Source organism: Allopusillimonas ginsengisoli (assembly GCF_004153455.1).
Lineage (GTDB): Bacteria > Pseudomonadota > Gammaproteobacteria > Burkholderiales > Burkholderiaceae_B > Allopusillimonas > Allopusillimonas ginsengisoli.
This window is the reverse complement of the sequence record NZ_SDQE01000008.1, coordinates 161,379-183,217: the sequence shown is the minus strand read 5'-3', so window position 1 is coordinate 183,217 and position 21,839 is coordinate 161,379. Positions and strand designations below refer to the sequence as shown.

The 21,839-nt window shown below is 57.2% G+C and carries 19 protein-coding genes and 2 riboswitches; of the genes, 7 read left to right on the top strand and 12 right to left on the bottom strand.

Going from position 1 to position 21,839, the window contains the following annotated elements; translation table 11 throughout:
- Nucleotides 1-287: 287 nt before the first annotated feature.
- Nucleotides 288-376: riboswitch (glycine riboswitch) on the top strand.
- A gap of 22 nt (nt 377-398) precedes the next feature.
- A riboswitch (glycine riboswitch) is annotated at nt 399-501 on the top strand.
- A 54-nt stretch (nt 502-555) separates the two neighbouring features.
- From gcvT to gcvP, 3 genes are all read left to right on the top strand, one after another.
- Nucleotides 556-1,653: a glycine cleavage system aminomethyltransferase GcvT gene (gene gcvT / locus ERE07_RS14970; RefSeq protein WP_130009838.1), complete on the top strand. Its 1,098-nt coding sequence runs from the start codon at nt 556-558 to the stop codon at nt 1,651-1,653.
- 76 nt (nt 1,654-1,729) lie between these two features.
- Nucleotides 1,730-2,110, top strand: coding sequence for a glycine cleavage system protein GcvH (gcvH, locus tag ERE07_RS14965; RefSeq protein ID WP_130009837.1), 381 nt, complete (start codon nt 1,730-1,732; stop codon nt 2,108-2,110).
- Between the two features lie 2 nt (nt 2,111-2,112).
- Complete coding sequence (gcvP, locus tag ERE07_RS14960) at nt 2,113-5,013, top strand: aminomethyl-transferring glycine dehydrogenase (protein WP_130009836.1); 2,901 nt, start codon at nt 2,113-2,115, stop codon at nt 5,011-5,013.
- A 106-nt stretch (nt 5,014-5,119) separates the two neighbouring features.
- Here gcvP and aptA read toward each other — a convergent pair whose 3' ends face one another.
- On the bottom strand, nt 5,120-6,445 hold the full coding sequence (gene aptA / locus ERE07_RS14955; RefSeq protein WP_167670917.1) for an omega-aminotransferase AptA: 1,326 nt from the start codon (nt 6,443-6,445) through the stop codon (nt 5,120-5,122).
- 153 nt (nt 6,446-6,598) lie between these two features.
- Here aptA and ERE07_RS14950 point away from each other — a divergent pair, with 153 nt between their 5' ends.
- Both ERE07_RS14950 and ERE07_RS14945 read left to right on the top strand, forming a co-directional pair.
- Nucleotides 6,599-8,035 (top strand): aminotransferase-like domain-containing protein, encoded by a 1,437-nt coding sequence (locus tag ERE07_RS14950; protein ID WP_130009835.1) that lies wholly within the window; start codon nt 6,599-6,601, stop codon nt 8,033-8,035.
- A 35-nt stretch (nt 8,036-8,070) separates the two neighbouring features.
- Nucleotides 8,071-8,979: a LysR family transcriptional regulator gene (locus tag ERE07_RS14945; protein ID WP_130009834.1), complete on the top strand. Its 909-nt coding sequence runs from the start codon at nt 8,071-8,073 to the stop codon at nt 8,977-8,979.
- Here the strand turns inward: ERE07_RS14945 and ERE07_RS14940 are convergent.
- The 11 genes from ERE07_RS14940 to ERE07_RS14890 all read right to left on the bottom strand — a co-directional run bounded on the left by ERE07_RS14940 (nt 8,969) and on the right by ERE07_RS14890 (nt 19,365).
- On the bottom strand, nt 8,969-9,691 hold the full coding sequence (locus ERE07_RS14940) for an amino acid ABC transporter ATP-binding protein (RefSeq protein WP_130009833.1): 723 nt from the start codon (nt 9,689-9,691) through the stop codon (nt 8,969-8,971). The two genes, ERE07_RS14945 and ERE07_RS14940, sit on opposite strands and share 11 nt — an antisense overlap.
- Before the next feature lie 3 nt (nt 9,692-9,694).
- A complete protein-coding gene (locus ERE07_RS14935) occupies nt 9,695-10,393 on the bottom strand; it encodes an amino acid ABC transporter permease (RefSeq protein ID WP_130009832.1) in 699 nt (232 codons plus the stop codon).
- 7 nt (nt 10,394-10,400) lie between these two features.
- The gene (locus tag ERE07_RS14930) at nt 10,401-11,099 is read right to left on the bottom strand and encodes an amino acid ABC transporter permease (protein ID WP_130009831.1); all 699 of its coding nucleotides are present in this window, start codon (nt 11,097-11,099) and stop codon (nt 10,401-10,403) included.
- A gap of 24 nt (nt 11,100-11,123) precedes the next feature.
- Nucleotides 11,124-11,954, bottom strand: coding sequence for an ABC transporter substrate-binding protein (locus tag ERE07_RS14925; protein ID WP_130009830.1), 831 nt, complete (start codon nt 11,952-11,954; stop codon nt 11,124-11,126).
- A 26-nt stretch (nt 11,955-11,980) separates the two neighbouring features.
- Nucleotides 11,981-13,159 carry an aminotransferase class I/II-fold pyridoxal phosphate-dependent enzyme gene (locus ERE07_RS14920; protein WP_245153733.1) on the bottom strand — a complete coding sequence of 393 codons (1,179 nt, stop codon included), beginning with the start codon at nt 13,157-13,159 and terminating at the stop codon, nt 11,981-11,983.
- Between the two features lie 49 nt (nt 13,160-13,208).
- Nucleotides 13,209-13,880, bottom strand: coding sequence for an RraA family protein (locus tag ERE07_RS14915; RefSeq protein ID WP_130009828.1), 672 nt, complete (start codon nt 13,878-13,880; stop codon nt 13,209-13,211).
- A 307-nt stretch (nt 13,881-14,187) separates the two neighbouring features.
- Entirely contained in the window at nt 14,188-14,688 is a 501-nt protein-coding gene (locus tag ERE07_RS14910; protein WP_130009827.1) for a dihydrofolate reductase, read from the bottom strand.
- A 100-nt stretch (nt 14,689-14,788) separates the two neighbouring features.
- The gene (locus tag ERE07_RS14905; protein ID WP_130009826.1) at nt 14,789-15,553 is read right to left on the bottom strand and encodes a DeoR/GlpR family DNA-binding transcription regulator; all 765 of its coding nucleotides are present in this window, start codon (nt 15,551-15,553) and stop codon (nt 14,789-14,791) included.
- On the bottom strand, nt 15,554-17,218 hold the full coding sequence (locus ERE07_RS14900; RefSeq protein WP_130009825.1) for an ABC transporter permease subunit: 1,665 nt from the start codon (nt 17,216-17,218) through the stop codon (nt 15,554-15,556).
- Complete coding sequence (locus tag ERE07_RS14895; RefSeq protein WP_130009824.1) at nt 17,215-18,222, bottom strand: ABC transporter ATP-binding protein; 1,008 nt, start codon at nt 18,220-18,222, stop codon at nt 17,215-17,217. The genes ERE07_RS14900 and ERE07_RS14895 overlap by 4 nt, the downstream gene beginning before the upstream one ends.
- Nucleotides 18,223-18,354: 132 nt before the next feature.
- Nucleotides 18,355-19,365 (bottom strand): ABC transporter substrate-binding protein, encoded by a 1,011-nt coding sequence (locus ERE07_RS14890; RefSeq protein ID WP_130009823.1) that lies wholly within the window; start codon nt 19,363-19,365, stop codon nt 18,355-18,357.
- Between the two features lie 234 nt (nt 19,366-19,599).
- On the opposite strand from ERE07_RS14890, the gene hisN reads away from it, so the two are divergent.
- Nucleotides 19,600-20,406 carry a histidinol-phosphatase gene (gene hisN, locus ERE07_RS14885; RefSeq protein WP_130009822.1) on the top strand — a complete coding sequence of 269 codons (807 nt, stop codon included), beginning with the start codon at nt 19,600-19,602 and terminating at the stop codon, nt 20,404-20,406.
- A gap of 35 nt (nt 20,407-20,441) precedes the next feature.
- Entirely contained in the window at nt 20,442-21,827 is a 1,386-nt protein-coding gene (locus ERE07_RS14880; RefSeq protein WP_130009821.1) for a glutamine synthetase family protein, read from the top strand.
- Nucleotides 21,828-21,839: the final 12 nt, after the last annotated feature.

The window sequence follows — 21,839 nt, the reverse complement described above, 5'->3', positions numbered from 1 at the left end:
GCTATCCTATACGAGGAGCGATTCACCGATGTATATCGTTATCGCGATCCTGAGTCTCAGGGAAAATAGGCAGACTAATGTTTAACACCAACTGCCTGAACACAAAAAATCTGACATTCCCGGGCGAAGCGCTACACCACACACGCGCCTAAAGAACCCCCACTACCCCGAGCCAAGCACCCCCCTCCCAGCAACAACCACCTCACCCCAACACCCCAAATCCCCCCCAGCAACAAAATCCATTTGTAGCCAAAAACTATTCAGGTTATGCTTTCACGTTGCTGATATCGCACAGGGTGGGAGAGCGTCGGCACTCCGACCGCCGAAGGCGCAATTCGCCCAGAATCGCTCAGGCACCCCGTACCGCCCCCGTGCCCTGCTGCACCACCATCGCAGCAAAACAGCATTCTGGAGAGACCCGCCCGCACAATCGCGGAAACGAGCGCCGAAGGGGAACCCCGCCAAGGGCCAACTCTCAGGCAAAAGGACAGAAGGGCGACGCAGCCGGCCAATTCGCCGGCCCGCTTCGTTTTTCAATCAACGCCAGAGGCCCCCATGTCAGCAGCTACCCCCAAGCATACCGTCCTGCACCCCGTCCACCTCGAAGCCGGCGCCAAAATGGTCGACTTCGGCGGCTGGGACATGCCTCTTTCCTACGGCTCCCAAATCGAAGAGCACCACGCCGTTCGCCGCCAGGCAGGCATGTTCGACGTATCCCACATGCTGAACATCGACATCTGTGGCCCGGACGCCCGCGCCTACCTCTCGCGCCTGCTCGCCAACGACGTCGCCAAACTCACCGTGCCCGGAAAAGCCCTGTATTCTTGCATGCTCAATGCCGAGGGCGGCGTCATCGACGATCTGATCACCTATTTTTTCGACGAAAACACATGGCGCGTCGTCGTCAATGCCGGCACCGCAGACAAAGACCTGGCCTGGATGCAAAACGCCGCCGCATCCGAACACTTTAACGTCGTCATTACACCGCGCCGCGACCTCGCCATGATTGCCGTGCAGGGGCCGCAAGCGCGAGAGCGCGTATGGTCAGTTCGCCCAGACTGGGCGCCAGCAACGCAGGCGCTCAAGCCCTTCAATGGCGTCTATGTTGCCGAGGATACATTAGTCGCCCGTACCGGCTATACCGGCGAAGACGGCTTCGAAATCGTCTTGCCCGCCGATCAGGCGAAGTCATTCTGGCAAGATCTTCAGGCACAGGGCGTCAAGCCCTGCGGACTGGGCGCGCGCGATACGCTGCGTCTGGAAGCCGGCATGAACCTGTATGGCCAGGAAATGGACGAAAGCGTTCACCCGCTGATTTCTGGCCTGGCCTGGACCGTCTCATTCAAGAACGCCGACCGCGCATTCATTGGTCGCGAAGCCATCGAACAGGCGACGATTGATCGTACCCTGGTCGGCGTCAAACTGCTGGAACGCGGCGTGATGCGCGGCCACATGAAGCTGCGCACCCCTCAGGGCGAGGGCGAACTGACCAGCGGCTCAATGTCGCCCACGATGAGCGTCTCCATCGGCATGGCCCGCGTTCCCGCTGGCGTGCAGGCAGGCGATCAGGTCCAGGTGGAGATCCGGGGCAAATGGCTGCCCGCAGAAGTGGTAAAAATGCCTTTCGTGCGCAATGGCGAGATTGTCGCCTGACGTAACAGGCACGCGCCGCGCTCGATTTCCGATCAGGCACTTCTTGACAACAATATTTTCTTTTCTGGGGTAAACAATGAATCTTCCGAACGACCGCAAATATACGGCCTCGCATGAGTGGGTCAAGACCGAAGGCGACGTGCTGGTAGTGGGCATTACCGACAATGCCCAAGACCAGTTGGGCGACCTGGTTTACGTGGGCGACTTCAATACCGGCGTCACGCTATCCGCCGGTGATACAGCCGGTGTGGTGGAGTCCGTCAAGGCGGCGTCCGACATCTATGCACCCGTCGACGGTGAAGTCGTCGAGTTCAACGAAGCACTCAGCGACTCGCCCAATCTCATCAACGACTCTGCCTTCGACAACTGGATCTTCAAGATCAAGCCCGCGGATCCCGCTGCGGTCGATGGTCTGCTGGATGCCGACGGCTATAAAGCCTTGGTCGACGCAGGTTGATCATGCTGCGCGACCTAGACCCCCATTCCGATTTTATCCCCCGCCATATTGGCCCGGGCCCTGACGACCAGGCTCGCATGCTGGCCGCCATCGATGCGCCTGATCTGCACAGCCTGATCAGTGATGTGGTGCCAGGCAGCATCCTCAAGCGCGGTGCGCTTGATCTGCCGCCATCGCGCAGCGAAGCAGATGCGCTGGCGGCCTTGCGTGAGATCGCAGGTCGCAATCAGGTGTTTCGCAACTACATCGGGCAAGGGTATTACGGTACGCAAGTGCCTAATGTCATTCTGCGCAATATCCTTGAAAATCCCGCGTGGTACACAGCGTACACCCCGTATCAGCCAGAGATCTCGCAGGGACGCCTGGAAGCCTTGCTGAACTACCAGACCATGGTGGCCGACCTGACCGGATTGGACATTGCCAACGCCTCGCTGCTGGACGAAGGCACGGCAGCGGCTGAGGCCATGGCGCTGGCGCGCCGTGGTTCGCGTGCCAAGAGCAATGTGTTCTTTGCCTCCATGCACTGCCACCCCCAAACACTCGAAGTGGTGCGCACGCGTGCTGAAGGGCTGGGCATTGAGTTGCAGGTGGGCGACGAAGCCCAAGGGTTGCCGGAATGTTTTGGCGTGCTGTTGCAGTATCCGCACAGCCTGGGCAGCATCGCGGATTACCGCGAACTGGCCGCGTCCGCGCATGATGCCGGCGCCATTGTCGCCGTGGCAACGGATTTGCTGGCCCTGACCTTGCTGGCGCCGCCGGGAGAATGGGGCGCTGATATCGCCATCGGTTCGGCGCAGCGCTTTGGCGTGCCCATGGGTTTTGGCGGCCCGCACGCCGGGTTCATGGCCTGCCGTGACAGCTTCAAGCGTAATTTGCCTGGCCGCCTGGTAGGCGTGTCGCGCGACAGCCAGGGCGCACCAGCGTTGCGGTTGGCCCTGCAAACGCGTGAGCAGCATATTCGTCGCGAAAAGGCCACTTCCAACATTTGCACGGCGCAGGTGCTGCTGGCAGTGATGGCGGGCATGTATGCGGTATGGCATGGTCCCGAGGGGTTGCGCCGCATCGCCAATCGCGTTGCCACGCTTACCGCCTATCTCGGCCAATCATTGGCTGGCCTGGGTGTGAAGGTGGCCAACGCATCGTATTTTGATACATTGCTGCTGGAAACCGGCGCTCAGACGCAGGCTGTTGTTGACGCGGCGCAGGCCGCTCGCATCAATCTGCGTCAGGTGGACGGCGATCGCCTGGCCGTATCGCTGGACGAAACCGTCACCGTGGCGGATGTCGAGACGCTGGTGTCAGTGGTTGCCGGCGCATTGGGCAAGAACTGGGACGCACAGTCTGACAGGTCCCAGTCCCCGGTCAACGGCATCCCCGACGCATTGCGCAGGCAGTCGCCCATTCTGGCGCATCCGGCGTTCTCCCGCATTCAGTCCGAAACGGACATGCTGCGTTATCTTCGCAGCCTGGCAGACAAAGACCTGGCCCTTGATCGCACCATGATTCCGCTTGGATCATGCACCATGAAGCTGAACGCCACCGCCGAGATGATCCCCATCACCTGGCCCGAATTCAGTGATATTCATCCTTTTGCGCCCGCCGAGCAGACGCAGGGGTACAAAGCGCTGGTCGACCGGCTTTCGAAAGCCCTGTGCGAGATCACGGGCTACGATGAAATCAGCCTGCAGCCCAATTCAGGCGCGCAGGGCGAATATGCGGGCCTGCTTGCCATTCGGGGCTACCATCGCGCCAACGGACAGGATCAGCGCAATGTCTGCCTGATTCCCGCATCTGCGCACGGCACCAATCCCGCCTCTGCCCAATTGGCCGGCATGGACGTGGTCGTGGTCGCGTCCGACAGCCATGGCAACGTTGATGTGGACGATCTGAAGGCCAAGATTGCCAAGGTTGGCGATCGGCTGGCAGCACTGATGATTACCTATCCCTCGACGCATGGCGTGTTCGAGACCGCGGTGACCGAAATCTGCGACCTGGTGCACGAAGCGGGCGGGCAGGTTTATCTGGACGGCGCCAACATGAATGCCATGGTTGGCCTGGCGCAGCCGGGCAAGTTTGGTGGCGACGTGTCTCATCTGAACTTGCACAAGACCTTCTGCATTCCTCATGGCGGCGGTGGCCCTGGTGTGGGGCCTGTGGCGGTGCGCGCGCATCTTGCGCCTTATCTGCCGGGTGTTGTGAACGAAGCCGGCCATCTGCCCGAGGGCACGCGAGTTGGCCCGGTCTCGGCGGCGCCTTATGGTTCGGCGAGCATTTTGCCCATCTCCTACATGTACATCGTCATGATGGGTAACGAGGGCCTGCTGGCAGCCACGGAGATGGCCATCCTGAACGCCAACTACATTGCAGCGCGGCTCAAGCATCACTATCCCATTCTGTACGCTGGCCCCAAGGGGCGCGTGGCGCACGAGTGCATCCTGGACATCCGCCCCATCAAGGACAGCTGCGGCATTTCAGCCGAAGATATTGCCAAGCGCCTGGTGGATTACGGCTTCCACGCGCCCACGATGAGCTTCCCGGTCGCGGGTACGTTGATGGTCGAGCCCACAGAGTCCGAAGGCCTGGCCGAACTGGACCGCTTTATCGATGCCATGATTGCCATTCGCGAAGAAATTGCGCGCGTGGAGCGTGGCGAAAGCGACGCCCAGGACAATGTGCTCAAGAATGCACCCCATACCGCGCAGATGTTGCTGGTGTCGGAATGGCATCATGATTACACGCGCGAGCAGGCCGCCTATCCGGTGGCCAGCCTGCGCGAAGGCAAGTACTGGCCGCCCGTGGCGCGTGTCGACAACGCCTATGGTGATCGCAACCTGGTGTGCTCCTGCCCGCCGATGGAGGCGTATCAGGATGCCGAGTCGGCGCCAGCGGCACAAGCGTTGTAGTATTGCAGCCCTGCCTGGGGCAAAGAAAATCGGGCGGCACCGCATAAGGTGCCGCCCGATTTTTTTATGCCCGACGTGCCGTGCCCGCCGGGCACGGCGTAGGCGGCTACTTCACGGTATCCAGTACTTTGCGTAGGGTCTGGAAAATGTGATTGATTTCCTCTTCGTTGATGATGAGCGGTGGCGAGATTGCCAGAATGTCGCCGGTGTAGCGCACCATCACGCCTTCGTCAAAGCATTTGCCAAAGACCTCGGCCGCGCGCGCGCCCACTGCGCCATCCCGGGACTTGAGTTCGATTCCGGCGACCAGGCCCAGATTGCGGACATCCACCACATGTGGCGCATCTTCCAGTTTGTGAGCGGCATCCTCAAATGTCTTGGACAAGCCTTTGGCGCGATTGAAAAGCTGGTCGCGCTCGTAGATGCCCAGTGTGGCCAGGATGGCGGCGGTTGCCAAGGGGTGCGCCGAATAGGTATAGCCGTGGAAGAACTCAATGCCTGCGGAGGCCGCCGCCAGAATGGTATCGTGGATTTCACGGCGGACGGCCACAGCGCCGGCGGGCACGGCTGCGTTGCTGATGCCCTTGGCCATGGCGATGATGTCTGGTTTGACGCCGAAGAACTCGCTGGCGGTGGGCGCACCAAGTCGTCCATAACCGGTAATGACTTCGTCAAAAATCAGCAAAATGCCGTGCTTCTCGGTGATGGCGCGCAGTTTTTCCAGATAGCCTTTGGGAGGGATCAGCACCCCTGTTGATCCGGCCAGCGGTTCCACAATGACAGCCGCGATGGTAGAGGCATCATGCAGATTGATGATGCGCTCCAGATCGTCGGCAAAGTGCTCGCCCCAGGCTGGCTGGCCGCGTGTGTTGGCATTTTTGGATAGATCATGGGTGTGGGGCAGATGGTCCACATGGGGAAGTAGCGCGCCCGAGAAGGTTTTGCGGTTCGGGGAAATGCCGCCCACCGAAATGCCGCCAAAGCCGACGCCGTGGTAGCCGCGCTCGCGCCCGATCAGGCGGGTGCGCTGGCCTTCGCCGCGTGCGCGATGATAGGCCAGCGCAATCTTGAGCGACGTGTCAACGGATTCAGAGCCTGAGTTGGTAAAGAAAATGCGGTCCATCCCCTGCGGCATCAGTTTGGCGACGGCCGAGGCGGCGCGAAACGAGTCGGTGTGGCCCAATTGAAAGCTGGGCGCATAATCGAGCTCAGTGGTCTGGCGTGTAATGGCTTCGATGATTTCTTCGCGGCCATGACCGGCGTTCACACACCATAGGCCGGCGGTGCCATCCAGGATTTGCTGGCCGTCGGTGGATGTGTAGTACATGCCTTTGGCCTTGGCCAGCATGCGGGGGTGCTCTTTGAACTGGCGGTTGGCCGTAAATGGCATCCAGAGATGCGACATGTCGGGAATATTGGCTTGGCTGGTCATGGTTTGCCTCGAATATCGGTGTGCGTATGTAAACGGGAAAGAATCCGTTCAGCTATTCTCGGCTGGCGGGCACCGCAAATGAATATACAGAATGGTTAAAAAATGCCAACTGTACTGTTAAGATTATAAAAATTGTACTGTAAGGATCAGGGCATGCAATTCTTTCAGCCTGTGCGCGATCGCCGCCACGCGGAACCACTTGTGGATCAGGCAGTTGCAGCGATAGAACAGGCAATACGTTCGCAAGTGTTGAGGCCCGGCATGGCCTTGCCTTCGGTACGCGCGTTTGCCCGCGATCATGGCTTGAGCCCTTTTACTGTATCGGCCGCCTATAGCCGTCTGGTCGCGCAGAATTGGCTGGTCGCCCGGCCTGGATCGGGTTATCGGATCGCGGCAGATCTTTCCACCAAAGCGCGTTCGCCGCGTGATCAGGCCCTGGCAGGGTGGGAGCCTCCAACATTGGGGGCTGCCTGGCTGCTGTCGGATGTGTTTGCCGACCACTCCATTCCCATCAAGTCCGGTTGTGGCTGGCTGCCTACCGAATGGCTGGATGAAACCGGCCTGCGGCAGTCGTTGCGGCAGGTCGCCCGCACCCCTATCAATCAGTTGGCTGGCTACGGGCACCCCTACGGCTACTACCCGCTGCGGGAATATATCTGCCAGGCGCTGGCGGAGCACGGGCTGGCCATTGATGCAAATCAGGTGCTTCTGACGCAGGGGGCCTCGCAGGGCCTGGATGTCGTGATACGCACCCTGCTGCAGCCAGGTGATGTCATTGCGGTAGAGGTGCCCAGCTACGCCAATATCCTGCCTACGCTTCGTCTGGCAGGATTGACGGTGCGTGGCATCCGTCGCGCCGAAGACGGCTTGTGCGTGGACGAGCTCGAAGCACTCGCCCAAAATGAAGACATCAAGGCGTTGTTCCTCACCACCGTGCTGCACAATCCAACGGGTACCAGCCTTTCAATGAACAACGCCTTTCGCGTGCTGCAGCTGGCAGAACGCTATGACTTTCGCATCATTGAAGATGATGTCTCGCGAGATCTGTTGCCGGGGTTGGGTCCAATGCTCGCAGCGATGGCAGGCGCGGGCAGGGTGGTGCAGGTGTCTGGTTTTTCCAAAAGCATCATGCCCTCGATGCGCGTGGGTTACGTAGCTGCCGATGCCATTCTGGTTCGCGAGTTTGCCAAGACCAAGATGGCATTGGGCCTGACGACACCCGAAATGATGGAGCGCACGGTGCATCAGGTATTGCGTCAGGGGCGGCATCGCGCGCATTTGCAGCGCATCCAGGAGCGCCTGCGTCAGGCGCACGATGAAGTGTGCACGCTGATAGACGAACATGGCCTGGAAGCTTATGTCAGGCCCGGCGCAGGCCTGTTCCTCTGGGCGCGCTTGCCCGGTGCGTGGCGTGAGCAGGGAGCCGCGCAGCTTGCTGAACTGGCGCTGCGCGATGGCATCTGGATGGCGCCCGGTTCGTACTTCGATCCCGCCCAGGCAGATACGGGTTGGTTGCGTTTCAATGTCGCGTATTCGCGGCATCCGGCGTTGTGGCAGTTCATCCGCAAAACGATGCTGACGGTTCCCTAGGGGGTAGGGCAGCACTCTTTATTTCTGGCTAGATTATGCTTACTTTCAAACAAATAGAAGCTCTTTACTGGGTTGTGCAGCTTGGCGGGTTTTCTAAGGCGGCAGAAAAGCTCAATACGACCCAATCTGCGATCACCAAGCGTATTCAGGAACTCGAGTCAGATTTTGATGTTCAGATTTTTGATCGTGGAGGCCAGAAAGCACTTCTGACTCGCAAAGGCCAGCAGATTCTGGATCTCGCAGCACAACTGCTTTCGCAACGCGACTTGATGCTCATGAAGATAAAAGGCTTTCATACATTTTCAGGCGTGCTGCGTTTAGGCATCACCGAAATCACGGCGATGACATGGTTGCCCGATATGATTCAGCAATTGCGGTCGTTGTTTCCCAAGCTGATTGTCAGCCCGAAGATCGGAATGGCGGCAGAATTGCAGCAACATCTTTTGGGAGGGCAATTGGACATGGCGATGCTGCATGGAGAATTGCGCCACCCTTCGCTGGAATCGCAATCACTGGCCACCGTCCCGTTTGCCTGGGTTGGGAGCCCTCGACTCGTGTCGGCTGATGTCATCTATTCGCCAGAAGATATTTCGAATATGTCTTTGATCAGGCAAGACGCTGAGTCGGGCCTCAATCTCATCTACGATGAGTGGCTATCCCCATACAAGGCCAAGTCCAACTTGTTTACCATCAATAGCTTGCTTGCCATGGTAGGCCTGACGGTGGCCGGGTTTGGCATATCCTGTGTGCCCATCGATTATTTTCGTAGCTTAGTCCAGGCTGGAAAGCTGGTTGTGGTGCAAACAAGCAAACCACTACCGGCGTCGAATTACTGCGCGATGTACGCAAACGATGCTAATAGCGTGTTCTACGGAGAAGTCGTGGAAATAGCCAAGGCAACATGCAATTTTGCGATACCTTATGGCCGTGGGGTTAGTGTCTGATGTCGGCCAGGAATTTCGTTGCCCGAGCCGTCTCCGGGCTGGTGAAAAAATTTGCGGGCGGTGCCTGTTCCACGATCTTTCCTTCATCCATGAACCAGACCATATCGGCGACATCTTTTGCAAAATTCATTTCGTGCGTGACGCATACCATCGTCATACCGTCCTTGGCCAAGCCTTTCATCACCTGAAGCACTTCGTTGACCATTTCGGGGTCCAGCGCGCTGGTGGGCTCGTCGAACAGCATGATGCGCGGTTTCATGGCAAGTGCGCGCGCGATGGCGACGCGTTGCTGTTGGCCGCCCGACAGTTCGCCAGGAAATGCGTTAGCCTTGTTTGCGAGTCCGACCCGATCCAATAAAACCTTGGCCTGGTCCTCTGCGTCGCGCTTGCTCGCGCGTTTGAGCATGACTGGTGCCATGGTGAGGTTGTCAAGGACATTCATGTGAGGAAAGAGATTGAATTGCTGGAACACAAAGCCAATATGACTGCGCATCTCGTCAATTGAGCCGCAATCATATAGATCGACCTTGTCGATCAGTATATGACCTTCCTGTATGGGTTCCAGTCGATTGATGGTACGAATAAGGGTAGACTTTCCGGACCCCGACGGGCCGCAGACGACGAGTACCTCACCTTGGGTTACATGCGCCGAGATGTCAATCAGCGCCTGATAGTCTCCATACCACTTGTTGACGTGCCTGAATTCAATCATGATCTATCCTTGTGCTGCCAGAATCCGACTGTTGGCGATGCGTATCTCTACCAGCTTCACAAGCCCTGTCAGGATGAGGTTGAGCGTGAAGTAGGTCAGCGCAAGCAGGCCGAACACTTCGAACGGTTTAGTGAGCAGGATATTGTTGATCTGCGCCGCTGCAAAGGTGAGTTCATGGACGCTGATTACAAACCCAAGAGAAGTCTCTTTGACGGTAGAGATAAACTGGCTGAGTATGCTAGGTATCGTATTGAAAAGCGCCTGCGGCAAGATGACCTTGCGCATGCTTTGCATATAGCTCAAGCCTAGGGAGCGGCCAGCTTCCAGTTGACCAGCAGGTAATGCCTGGATGCCGCTGCGTATGATTTCGGCCATATAGGCGCTTTCGTAGAAAACGAGCGCCACTACCATGGTGGTGGCACCCGCAACCGGTCGGTTAATCACGATGGGCACAAAAAAGTAAGCCCAAAAGATGAACATGATTAGCGGTAAGCCTCGTACGATATATACGATGGCCGTGGCTGGATAGTAAAAAATCTTATACGGGCTGATGCGTCCCAACGCCAGAAGAATGCCAAATGGAAACGCCAGTAACAAGCTGATCAAGGCAAGGCTAATAGTGGCGACCAGGCCGCCCATATCGCCGTTGGGGTACTGTCCAACAAGTAGCAACAACCAGTTGTCCGAAAGTATGTCTAGCATGGCAGGTCTACTTGGCGCGGAACGCGGAACGTTTTGACAGATGGGCGCCCAAAAACATCAGCACCAGCGAAATAGCCAGGTAAAGAACCGTAACGACAAAATAGACTTCAAATGTTTTGAATGTTGCTGATTCGATTTCACGTCCTGCTCCAGTCAGTTCGATCAGGCCTATCGCCATCGCGAGGCTGGTGTTCTTGAACAACAAAAGCGTCTGATTGGTCAGCGTTGGTATAGAAATAATGAACGCTTGCGGCAGGATGATTTTGCGCATGGAGCGCAGGTAGTTCAGGCCCAATGTGCGAGAAGCCTCCATTTGACCGACTGGTATGGCTCGTATCGCGCTTCGCAGGTCTTCAGATACGTATGCGGCGGTGACAAGGCCTATTGCAATCGTGGAATAGAAGAACTCACCGCCCAGGATGTTGATCCGGTCGTTGATGGATGCAGGCATGATGGCCGCGATGCCGAAGTACCAAAGCAGGATATGCACCAACATGGGCACGTTGCGATGAAATGCAATGTAAAGGACGATAAGATAGTCCAGCGCTTTGATCTTTAACGTGCGCAGCACCGTTAGCAAGCTACCCAGCCCGAAGGCCAGCAACCAGGCAAGCGCCGTCATCTCCAGGGTGGTCGCCACCCCCCGGAGAATCAAACCAGGGTAGTCGTTGCTCAGTAACGACGCGAAATCAAGTGTGTAGTTCATGGCGTGAGCACCCTGGTGTCATGCTCAGCCTTTGATCTCTTCAAACTTGAACTCTCGTTTGGTATAGAAATTTGTATCTTTACCGAACCATTTTTCAAAGATTTGTTCGGCTTCGCCGGAAGCCTCGAGATCGCCGAGCGTGTCATTGACCTGTTTTAACAGCGCGGTTTCGCCTTTGCGCACGCCTATGCCCCACGGTTCGGTGAATAGTGCCTTGTCGACAATGTCGAGCTTGACGGGCGTGTTTTCGGATTGCTGCTTGAACTTGAGCAGCATGAGTTCGGATCCTACAAAGCCCGATACCTTCTTTTGTTGCAGGGCCAGGAAGGCGGTAGGTGGATCCTTGAACGTAACCGTGGTGACATCAGGAATGAGCCGTTTTGCACCAGCTTCAGAAGATGAACCGTTGACCGCACTCACTCTTTGTCCGGCAAAATCGGCAGGCGTCTTGAATTTGTCGGCATCGCTCCTGCGTATCAGTATTTTTTGTGGACTCACATAATCGGCGTAGCTATAGTCGATCTGCTGAGCGCGATCAGGCGACCAACCCAGATTGGCGGCGACGACGTCAACGCGGCCAGCGACGAGCTCGGGAATTCGCGCCGCCACCGAAATCATCTTTACTTCAAGCTTCACGTCGAGGTGTTCAGCGATTTTTTTGCAGAGATCAACTTCATAACCAACCACCTGACGTGTGGCGGGGTCTTGGAAGCTGAACGGTTCTGAGGTGCCCAATGTACCGCATACGATTGTGCCGCGATCCTTGATGTTTTCCAGGACGTCTGCATTGGCGATGCCAACGATGCCCAAGGACAGGATGAGAGGCAATGCTTTGGTGAATATTTTCGTTTTCATAGTTTTGTCTCCGTTAAGTAGGGGCGTTACGTAAGTTGACTGCAGGCTTTCGACAGTTGCCCGCAGCCGTACTTGATTGTGTCCAGATCGGTTGCGAAGCTCAGGCGAATATGCCCAGGCACGCCATAGGCAGTGCCGTCCAACACGGCGACACCAGCAGTGTCCAGAAAGTAATGCACAACATCAAGGTCGCTGCTCAAGGTTTTGCCTTGTGGAGTGATAGTGCCGAGCAAGCCTTGAATATTTGGGAAAACATAAAATGCGCCTCCAGGCGTGGCGCATGCGACGCCCGGGATCTTATTGAGAAGCTCTACCATTACATCGCGTCTTGCCTGATAGAGCGTGGTGGTTTCCCTCACGCAAGATTGGTCGCCGGATAAGGCTGCGGCCGCGGCTTCCTGACTGATCTCGCTGGCACAAGATGTCGTTTGCGAAATGAGCGTGGTAATTGCCTTGATTAGAAATGAAGGCCCAGCGGCATACCCAATGCGCCAGCCGGTCATGGCATAAGCTTTGGAAACCCCATTGACTAGCAGTGTCCTGTCGCGCATGGCTCTGCCAACCGCCAGCGGCGAGACATAATGCTGCTCGTAGCTGAAATTTTCATAGATTTCGTCCATCATCAACAATACCTGCGGATGACGTTCCAGCACATGCAGAAGTTGTCCGAGTTCACTCTCTGTGTACAGCGCGCCGCACGGGTTGTTGGGGCTGTTCAGAAGCAGCCATTTTGTTTTGTCAGTGATCGCGGCTTCAAGCGATTCAGCCGTGATCTTGAACCCGTTGCTGTCAGTTGTCTGGAGAATCACAGGTGTGCCATTGTTCAGCAACACCATGTCGGGATAAGAAACCCAATAGGGAGCTGGGATAATGACCTCGTCATCTTCGTCCAATGTGACAGACAGCGCAGAGAAAATCAGCTGCTTTGCGCCGGTGCCTACTACCAGTTGATCCAGATTGAAATCCAGTTGGTTTTCAATCCGGTATTTGTTTTGAATGGCTAGTAAAAGCTTCTTGATACCTGAGGTCGCGGTGTATTTTGTGTGCCCATTCTGGATTGCGTTGATCCCCGCCTGTGCAATATGAGCGGGTGTGCTCCGGTCAGGTTCGCCTATCGTGAAATCGATGACCTGTTTGCCTTCGACGCGCAATGTATCCACCTTTTTTTTCGCCATCATGCTGGCCGAAGGCTTGATGAGCTGCATTCTCTTGGCTAGATATGCTGATGCATTTAATTCAGTGGTACGCATTTGCTTAAAGACCTTTCGCTTTCAAAACGGATTGCAGCCAGCTCTGTTCTACGCTGCCGCTGGATATCTCATCCATGATTCGTGCTTCCTTTTCTGCATGTGCGTTGCCTGCTTTGATCAGCGCCTCAGTCAAATCAGGAGCAAAGGCCACAATGCCGTCTTCATCGGCCACGATGACATCGCCTGGGTTAATCACTTGGCCGCCAATACTCACTGGGACATTGATTGCGCCAGGACCATCCTTATAAGGACCGCGGTGCACGTTGCCCCTGGCATAGCACGGGAAGCTGTCCTGTTCGAACGCGGCGACATCGCGTATGGCGCCATCCACGATTAAGCCTGCACATCCTTGCTGCTGCAGATACTTCTTCATGATCTCGCCGACGCAGGCATTGGATAGCTCACCGCCTGCATCCACGACCAACACGTGGCCTTTCTTCAGCAACGTCATGGCCTTGTAAATGAACAGGTTGTCACCTGGCCGAGTTTTTACCGTCAGCGCGGTGCCCACCAATTTTCCTGTTTTGTTGTATCGCTTTAATCCCACTACACCGACTTGGCGTTGAAGGTTGTCACTGAGGTGTGGAGTCACGATGCGCTGTAAGGACGCTATCGTGTGTTCATCCAACACATGTGGGACCGTATGAATGCCAACAGAATGAGTTTGTTGAGTCATGTTTGTACTCCTTGAGTGCATGATGCATACAAGGGTCCTTTCGAAAAAGGGAATAAAACTCAGGTTTACTTATTCCTTTAAGGAATCATACCAATACACGGAGGCCGTGCGTGATTTTGTCGCGGATAAAAATGATACATATCAATAGGTTGGGGGCGGATTTGAAGTTTGCGTGTTTTGTTGCCGCCCGAGGCTCTCGCGCCCTGTTTTGGTGCGTGGCGATGTCAATCTACGGGAAAGTACTAGGCTGCGCGTTGCAGTGCCTCGCCGATGCGTTGAGTAGGGCGCTTCGCTGGGTAGCGCGTGATCACCCGCGCTTGCGTGCGTACTCGACAAAATCGAATGTCAGGCCATTTTCCTCGGGCTGAGGCAGACGTTCCACTTCCGTCCACATGTTGGGATCCAGCGGCGCAAACCATGTGTCGCCATCAATGTGGGCATGGACCTCGGTGGCGATGACGCGATCCGCCAAATCCAGTGCATGGCGGAAAATCTGTTCGCCGCCGATGATACTGATTTTTTCGGCAGCAGTGGCGGCGCAGGCCGCCAATGCGGCATCAAGTGATGTGCATACGGTGGCGCCTGGCGCATCGTACGACGGGTTGCGGCTGATGACGACGTTCAGCCGGCCAGGCAATGGCCGGCCCAGCGATTCCCAGGTGTTGCGGCCCATGACAATGGGATTGCCCAGCGTTGTTCGCTTGAAGTGTGCCAGGTCGGCGGGCAGACGCCAGGGCAGCGTGTTGTCGCGCCCAATGACGCGGTTCTCGGAATAGGCGACGACGAGCTGGATAAGCGGTGAAGACATGTTGGCGGATAAGGGGTGTGTTGATGACAGGCGCCCTCTTTATACCAGAACCTTTGCGTATGCCGGCGACGATGTTGTGGTGTGCCATGCACACAGCGCCTCATGCCAGCACGACTTCGCCAACCTTGGCCTTGAGTTCACCGTAGCCCTCCTGCTCGGCAGCGCGTGTATTGGTGAACAGCATGTCTACTTTGTTGGCCGCGCAATAGGTAATGCGGCTTCGCTGTCCGATCTTGCTGTAGTCGGCAAGGATGAAAGTTTGCCTGGCGTTGCGTACCATGGCCTGGGCAATGGCGGCTTCGTCGTGCTCGAAACTGGTCGCGCCGCGCGCGGCGTCGATGGCAACAGGCGAGAGCAGTGCGTAGTCGACGCTGTAGCGGGATATCTCCGCTACCGTCACGGAGCCCGATGTGGCGGGCAGCCGTGGGCTGAGCTCGCCGCCCAGCACAATGATGCGGCTGTTGCTTTCCTCGGCCTCTTCGCGGAACTTATAGGCAGCGTCCAGGGAATTCGTGATGATGGTGAGATCCGACAGGCGGGCGAGCTCGCGTGCCAGCAGGGTGGTGGTGCTGCCAGCGTCCAGGAACAGTGTCAGGGCGCGATCCAGGCGCTGGGCCACGGCATGCGCGATGCTCTGCTTGTACTTCACGCGCGTGGCGATACGTTTGCCGATGGGAGGTTCGGGCTGGATGCGCACGGCGCCGCCGTGCACGCGGCGCAGCACGCCCTGGGCTTCGAGGTCCAGAAAGTCCCGCCTGACGGTTTCGCGCGAAACGCCCAGCTCGACAACCACCTGATCCGTCGTCACGCGGTTCAGTCTCTCGAGTAGGGACTGGATGCGCTGATGTCTTGCTTCCAGCCACATTTAGCTCTCCTTCATGCCGGTTTTGGGTGTGATGCGGGCGAGAAACAGGTGCATGAGCAGCATGGCCGTGACGACGACGGCGATGATGATGGTTGAGAACGCCGCAGCCTGGGAGACGAAACCTGCTTCATTCAAGTGCATGACAGAAACAGAGGCCAGGTCGAGCTGTGGTGTGACCAGGAAAATGACAGCGGACAGGGTAACCATGGAACGCATGAACAAAAAGAAAAACACTGATAGTACTGTGGGTGCAATAAAGGGCAGCACCGCGTCGGTGAGCACGCGGCGTACGCTGCCGCCCAGGCAGTTGATGACTTCTTCGAGGGCCTGGGGTACAGCCCGCATGCCGGTCATCATCGTTAAAAATCCCTGGGTATGATAGTGATAGAAATTACACAATGCGATGAGAATGGCAGTGCCGTACAGTAGATAGAGCGGCGTGCTTGGGTTGTTGAAGGCAAAAATATACGACAGGCCCAGCACGAGGCCGGGTACGCCAACGGGCAGCACGGCGATCAGATAAATGGCCTTGGAGATGCTGCCCGACACATGCTTGGCGCCATATGCCAGGCTGAACAGCAGCACGACACCAATGATGGCGGCAATAAAGGACACGTACAGCGTAGTCCAGATGGGCTGATAGCCGCCACTGACCTGCACGTCGAAGTTCTTCAATGTGAAACTCATGTTGTAGGGCCATAGTTTGACAAAGCTGGCGAAGATCACCACGGCGATGATGGCGACGATGCAGAACATGAAAAAATAGCTGATGGCGGCGAAGATCGCGTCGCGTTTGAATACCGGCGCGGGCCGCACGGGAATCTGACCTTCCGACGCGGTGCCGAACTGTTTCTGGGATGACACACGCTCTATATAGACCGATACCAGCGAGGGCAGCAGCAGAATGATGCCGACAACAGAGCCCATGCCGAAATTCTGCTGACCCGAGACCTGGCTGAAAATTTCGGTGGCCAGCACGCGGTAGTCGCCTGCGATAACGGCGGCGTTGCCAAAGTCCGTAATGGTGATGGTAAAGACAACAAAACCCGCGCTGAGCAGGCCGAACTTGGCATTGGGCAGCGTGATGTCGAAGAACTTGCGCCATCCGGTGGCGCCCATCACCGAGGCGGCGTCGTAGTAGCGTGCGTCGGAGTTGCGCAGCGCGGCCTGAATAATCATCACGGCTTGCGGCAACGCATAGAAGATGTCCGACATCAGCAGGCCTGAATAGCCATATACGTTGATGTCCCAGCCAGTCCATTGATGCACCAACCCGTTGCGCCCTAGGATGAACAGCAAGCCCAGTCCCTGTACCAGCGATGGCGCCAGAAGGGGCAGCAGCAACACGATGCGCAGGGCGCGCTTGCCGGGCATGCAGGTGCGTTCCAGCGAGTAGGCGATTGCAAAGCCTGCGACAACGCAAAAGAGGGTGGTGCTGACGCTGACGACCAGGCTGTTCCAGCCGGCCCTGAGCAGGCCCGGCGTCGAGGTAATGGCCACATAGTTGTCCAGCCCCATGCTGCCGTCGATCAGCGTGAAGCTCTGCCAGAAAATAGTGGTCAGTGGATAGGCCACGAAGATGATGAGGCCCAGCGTCGGAAATACGACGCAGGCCGTGACCAGCCACTGCTCGGCGTTGCGCGGCATGAGGCTGGCGGGCGTCATCGTCTGACCCAGCTGCAGAACTGGGCGTCAAGCTGCAGGCGCACGCGCGAACCGGTCTGCAATGCCGTTGCGCGGGGCGCTTCGACGATAAACATGCGGTCATGCCAATCGACGCGCAGGCGGCTGAGATTGCCCAGAAAGGTGATGGCCGTAATGACGGCATCGCCGTCAACTTCCGGCAACACCAGAATGTTCTCCGGTCGTACGCATACCTCCAATGCGTCATCGTCGCCGGCAGGCCTGCTTTCCAGCAGGTGGGGCAGATGTGCGCGCACCCATGCTGTGGACAACAGGTTGCTGATGCCCACAAAGTCCGCCACAAAGCGGGTTTGCGGATGCAGGTAAAGTGCTTGCGGCGATCCCACCTGCTCGATGCCGCCGTTGTTCATGCAGACAATGCGGTCGGCCAGCATCAAGGCTTCTTCCTGGTCATGGGTCACCATGATGGTCGGAATCTTGAGCCGACGCTGCACTTCCCGAATCTCCACCCGCATTTCGTTGCGCACGCGGGCATCCAGTGCCGACAAGGGTTCATCAAGCAAGATGAGCTTGGGATCGACTGCCAGCGCGCGCGCCAATGCCACACGCTGTTGTTGGCCGCCCGACAGTTGCCAGGGATAGCGTTGCGCCAGATGCGAAAGCTGGATCAGATTGAGCAGTTCCTGTGTTCGCGTCTCGATCCGGGCTGCGGATTCCCGGCGAATACGCAGGCCATAGCCGATGTTCTGCGCCGCTGTCATGTTAGGGAACAGCGAGTACGACTGAAACACGATGCCGAAGCCGCGCTCGCGCGCAGGCACATGGCTCAGGTCTTTTCCCGCGAAGCTCAGGCTGCCGCTGGAAAGCGGAAGCAGGCCAGCGATGATGCGCAGCAATGTGGTCTTGCCGCAGCCACTGGGGCCGAGCAGGCAAACAAACTCATGCTCGCCTACAGTGAGGTTGATGTCTTTCAGCGCGACAAACGAGTCGAAGTCCTTGCATACGTTGCTAATCTCTAAGGTCATGTTGTCCCCGGTTTCCGGCGCCAGCATGCTTGATGGCGTACCTCTCACTGCTTGTCTTGTGCCAAGCCTGCCGCGTGCTCTCCTTTTATATTGAGCACGCGGCTGCGCTCGTCTCCCCGCACATAATGATGTCTACTTTTGAGTGGTTTGCTGCCACTTCTTGATGATGTCTGCGCGATCATGCGCCGACTTTTCAAAATCGATCGGGTACAGAACGGTGGATACATCTTCCGGCAGACCAGCCTTGAGCGAGGCGTCCGACGGCGTAATGCCGGGGATGGTGACGATTTCCTTGTATTTTTTGTACAGGCTGGCCACTTCCGGTGACAGCGTCCAGTCCAGAAAACGTTTGGCATCTTCGGCATTCTTGGTGGTCGCCATCAGGCCGGAAGCCTCCAGCTCGTAGCCGTCGTAATCGCTGGGGATCACCATCTTGATCGGGAATCCTTCTTCGATGGACTGCATGGCCGGGAAGGCGAAGGAGGCGCCTATGGTGTATTCGCCGGTGCGGGCCATTTTGCACGGCCGCGAACCCGAGTCCGTGTATTGGGCCATGTTCTTGTCCAGGTCGGCAATCAATTGCCAGCCTTTATCGTCGCCCATGCCCTGGAGGAGGGCGGCGATCTGCAGATAGCCGGTCCCGGAGGCGGCGGGATTGGGCATGACGATCTCGCCTTTGTAAACGGGGTTGGTCAGGTCTTGCCATGAGGCAGGCATGGGCAGTTTCTTGCTTTCAAGACGCTTGGTGTTGACACAGAAGGCTGCCATGTAGCCTGTGGCCGCGAACCATTTATTGTTTTTGTCGCGATAGATGTCAGGCAGTTTGGAGGCGGCTTCAGGCATATAGGGTTGAAGCAGCGCCTGAATGCGCGGGTCCAGCATGTTGGTGACGGCAAAGCCCCAGATGACATCGTTGCGAGGGTTCTTGGATTCTGCCAATAGCCGTGCGGCGAGATCGCCGGTAGACAGGCGCAGCACATGCACGGTGATGTCCGGCAATGCCTTTTTGGCCAGATCCATGTATTCGGAGATTTCGTCGTTTTCGAGCGCGGTATAGACGGTGATGGAGCCGGCCTGTGCTGTCCTGAGGCCCAGTGTGCCCAGGACAGCCAGTGCCAGTACGAACGTGTGTGAAGCTTTCATGGTGTCTCCTGACTCTTTTTTTAAGCGTTTTGGATTTTGCTTGAACAACAGAGGGAGTGCTGCTTCGTATTTCTTTTCAGGCTAAATGGCTTGATTTCGCCGTGGTTGTTATTTTGTGGAAATTTGCTTATTTATGCAAGCGTGTATAGAATTATTTTCAGGCAACCCACCGGCCGAGGCGAAGTAAATCAGGCAGCACAGCGCTTTTACTGGTCAGTACTCGAGAAGCCCGCCATGAACGATATACATCAAAAGCCCGCGTTTTTAGTCGAGATAGCGCTTTTTGCAGAAGACATCGCCACCCGGTCCCGGGCCATCGCCTTGCGCAATTTTCGCCATCCATTGGCAATTACCACCAAGGCGGATGAAAGTCCCGTTACGATTGCCGATCGCGAGGTCGAGCAGGCTTTGCGCCAAGCCATCGGGCAGCGTTATCCCACACATGGCATTCTGGGCGAAGAGTACGGCACGGAACACGCCGACGCTGAATTCGTCTGGTCCATAGACCCTATCGACGGCACGCGCAGTTTTGTATCCGGTCATCCGCTATGGGGCACGCTGCTGGGCTTGCTGCATCGCGGCCACCCTGTTTTTGGCCTGATCGATATCCCTGTGACGTCTGAGCGGTGGGTGGGCATGGCCAATCAGCCGGCAACGCTGGACGGCGTACCCTGCCATACACGCGACACGGCTACGCTGGCGAACGCCATCCTGTATGCAACAGACCCCGATATTTTCGATGCCCATGAGGCTCCCCTATTCAACACGCTGAGCCGAGCGGTGTATCTTCGCCGCTATGGCGGAGACTGCTATAGCTATGGTTTGCTGGCCTCGGGGTGCATCGATCTGGTGATGGAGGCGGGGCTGCAGCCGTACGATTATCTGGCTGTCGCGCCTATCATCAAGGCGGCAGGCGGCATCATTACAGACTGGGAAGGCAAGCCCTTGACCATGCATTCCTGCGGTCGCGTGCTGGCGGCGGCCAATGCCGGCTTGCATCAGCAGGCGCTGGCGTGTATTCATGCGGCGGTCGGCACATAAATACTTGATCTTCAGAACAAGAACGGAGACGACACATGCAGGAACGCAGAGTCAAGGATGCCAGCGAGGCGATACGCCTGGTCGAGTCCAGCGGTCTGACGCATTTCAAGATCGGCCTGTCCGATATTGATGGTGTGATGCGCGGCAAATACATGCGCAAGGACAAGTTCATATCGGCGCTGAAATCGGGCTTTGCGTTCTGCGATGTGGTGATGGGTTGGGATTCCAACGACGCCATGTATGACAACGTGCAGTTCACCGGTTGGCACACGGCTTACCCCGACGCCCAGGTGCGCATTGATCCGACGAGCTGTCGTCGCCTGCCGCTGGAAAAAGGCATCAACGGCGAGGACATGCTGTTTTTTATCGCTGAGCTGGATGGCAAGGCCGCCGAGATCTGTCCGCGTCGGGTATTGCATCGGGTGCTGGCCAAGGCGGAAGAAATGGGATTCGATGCCCTGGCGGCGCTGGAGTATGAATTCTTTATGTTCAATGAGACGCCCAAGTCCGTGCGCGCCAAAGGCTATCGCAATCTGGAAACCTGGACACCGGGAAACTTCGGCTATTCAGTGCTGCGCAGTACCGTCAATGGCGATTTCTACACCAGCCTGCTTGCACTGTCCGAAGCCATGGACATGCCGATCGAAAGCCTGCACACGGAGACCGGCCCGGGCGTACTCGAGGCCGCGATCGCCGTTGATACCCTTGCCAATGCCGCCGACAAGGGGTTTCTGTTCAAGACGTTCAGCAAGGCGCTGGCGGAGCAGCACGGATTGATGGCGACCTTCATGGCCAAATGGGCGGCCGAGTATTCGGGCCAGAGTGGCCATATCCATATTTCGCTCATGGATAGCAGCACGGGAGGCAGTGTCTTTCATGATCCGTCTCAACCTTATGCAATGAGCGCCAGGCAGGCGCAGTTCGTGGCCGGGTTGCAGCGCTATATGCCGGACGTCATGGCAATGTATGCCCAGACCATCAACAGCTATACACGACTGGTGCCTGGCTATTGGGCGCCGCTGGACGCCACGTGGGGCGTCGAGAATCGCACGACGGCCTTGCGCGTCATTCCCGGTTCGAGCAAGTCGCAGCGGGTCGAGGTGCGGATAGGGTCGGCCGATGCCAATCCGTATCTGGCATTGGCGGCGGCGCTGGCCTCTGGATTGGCCGGCATCGAACAGGAACTGTCGCCAGATACCATGGTGAGCGGCAATGCCTATGCGCAGGACTTTCCTGCACATCAGAAACTGCCGGGCACGCTGTGGGAGGCAGCACAGCACCTGCGCGCTTCCGAGATGGCACGCGCTTATTTTGGGGATGCTTTTGTCGAGCATTTTGCAAGTACGCGAGAATGGGAAGAGCGTCAGTTCCGCCACCACGTCACAGACTGGGAGCTGGCGCGTTACTTTGAAATCATCTGAACGGCGGCGCGC

Excerpts from the sequence above, each read along its gene's own strand:
- ERE07_RS14905 (WP_130009826.1), bottom strand. The coding sequence starts at position 15,553 with ATGTGGCTGGAAGCAAGACATCAGCGCATCCAGTCCCTACTCGAGAGA.
- ERE07_RS14930 (WP_130009831.1), bottom strand. The coding sequence starts at position 11,099 with ATGAACTACACACTTGATTTCGCGTCGTTACTGAGCAACGACTACCCT.
- ERE07_RS14950 (WP_130009835.1), top strand. The coding sequence starts at position 6,599 with ATGCAATTCTTTCAGCCTGTGCGCGATCGCCGCCACGCGGAACCACTT.
- ERE07_RS14925 (WP_130009830.1), bottom strand. The coding sequence starts at position 11,954 with ATGAAAACGAAAATATTCACCAAAGCATTGCCTCTCATCCTGTCCTTG.
- ERE07_RS14920 (WP_245153733.1), bottom strand. The coding sequence starts at position 13,159 with ATGCAGCTCATCAAGCCTTCGGCCAGCATGATGGCGAAAAAAAAGGTG.
- ERE07_RS14910 (WP_130009827.1), bottom strand. The coding sequence starts at position 14,688 with ATGTCTTCACCGCTTATCCAGCTCGTCGTCGCCTATTCCGAGAACCGC.
- gcvP (WP_130009836.1), top strand. The coding sequence starts at position 2,113 with ATGCTGCGCGACCTAGACCCCCATTCCGATTTTATCCCCCGCCATATT.
- gcvH (WP_130009837.1), top strand. The coding sequence starts at position 1,730 with ATGAATCTTCCGAACGACCGCAAATATACGGCCTCGCATGAGTGGGTC.
- ERE07_RS14915 (WP_130009828.1), bottom strand. The coding sequence starts at position 13,880 with ATGACTCAACAAACTCATTCTGTTGGCATTCATACGGTCCCACATGTG.
- ERE07_RS14900 (WP_130009825.1), bottom strand. The coding sequence starts at position 17,218 with ATGACGCCCGCCAGCCTCATGCCGCGCAACGCCGAGCAGTGGCTGGTC.
- ERE07_RS14890 (WP_130009823.1), bottom strand. The coding sequence starts at position 19,365 with ATGAAAGCTTCACACACGTTCGTACTGGCACTGGCTGTCCTGGGCACA.
- ERE07_RS14940 (WP_130009833.1), bottom strand. The coding sequence starts at position 9,691 with ATGATTGAATTCAGGCACGTCAACAAGTGGTATGGAGACTATCAGGCG.
- ERE07_RS14880 (WP_130009821.1), top strand. The coding sequence starts at position 20,442 with ATGCAGGAACGCAGAGTCAAGGATGCCAGCGAGGCGATACGCCTGGTC.
- ERE07_RS14895 (WP_130009824.1), bottom strand. The coding sequence starts at position 18,222 with ATGACCTTAGAGATTAGCAACGTATGCAAGGACTTCGACTCGTTTGTC.
- gcvT (WP_130009838.1), top strand. The coding sequence starts at position 556 with ATGTCAGCAGCTACCCCCAAGCATACCGTCCTGCACCCCGTCCACCTC.
- ERE07_RS14945 (WP_130009834.1), top strand. The coding sequence starts at position 8,071 with ATGCTTACTTTCAAACAAATAGAAGCTCTTTACTGGGTTGTGCAGCTT.
- ERE07_RS14935 (WP_130009832.1), bottom strand. The coding sequence starts at position 10,393 with ATGCTAGACATACTTTCGGACAACTGGTTGTTGCTACTTGTTGGACAG.
- aptA (WP_167670917.1), bottom strand. The coding sequence starts at position 6,445 with ATGACCAGCCAAGCCAATATTCCCGACATGTCGCATCTCTGGATGCCA.
- hisN (WP_130009822.1), top strand. The coding sequence starts at position 19,600 with ATGAACGATATACATCAAAAGCCCGCGTTTTTAGTCGAGATAGCGCTT.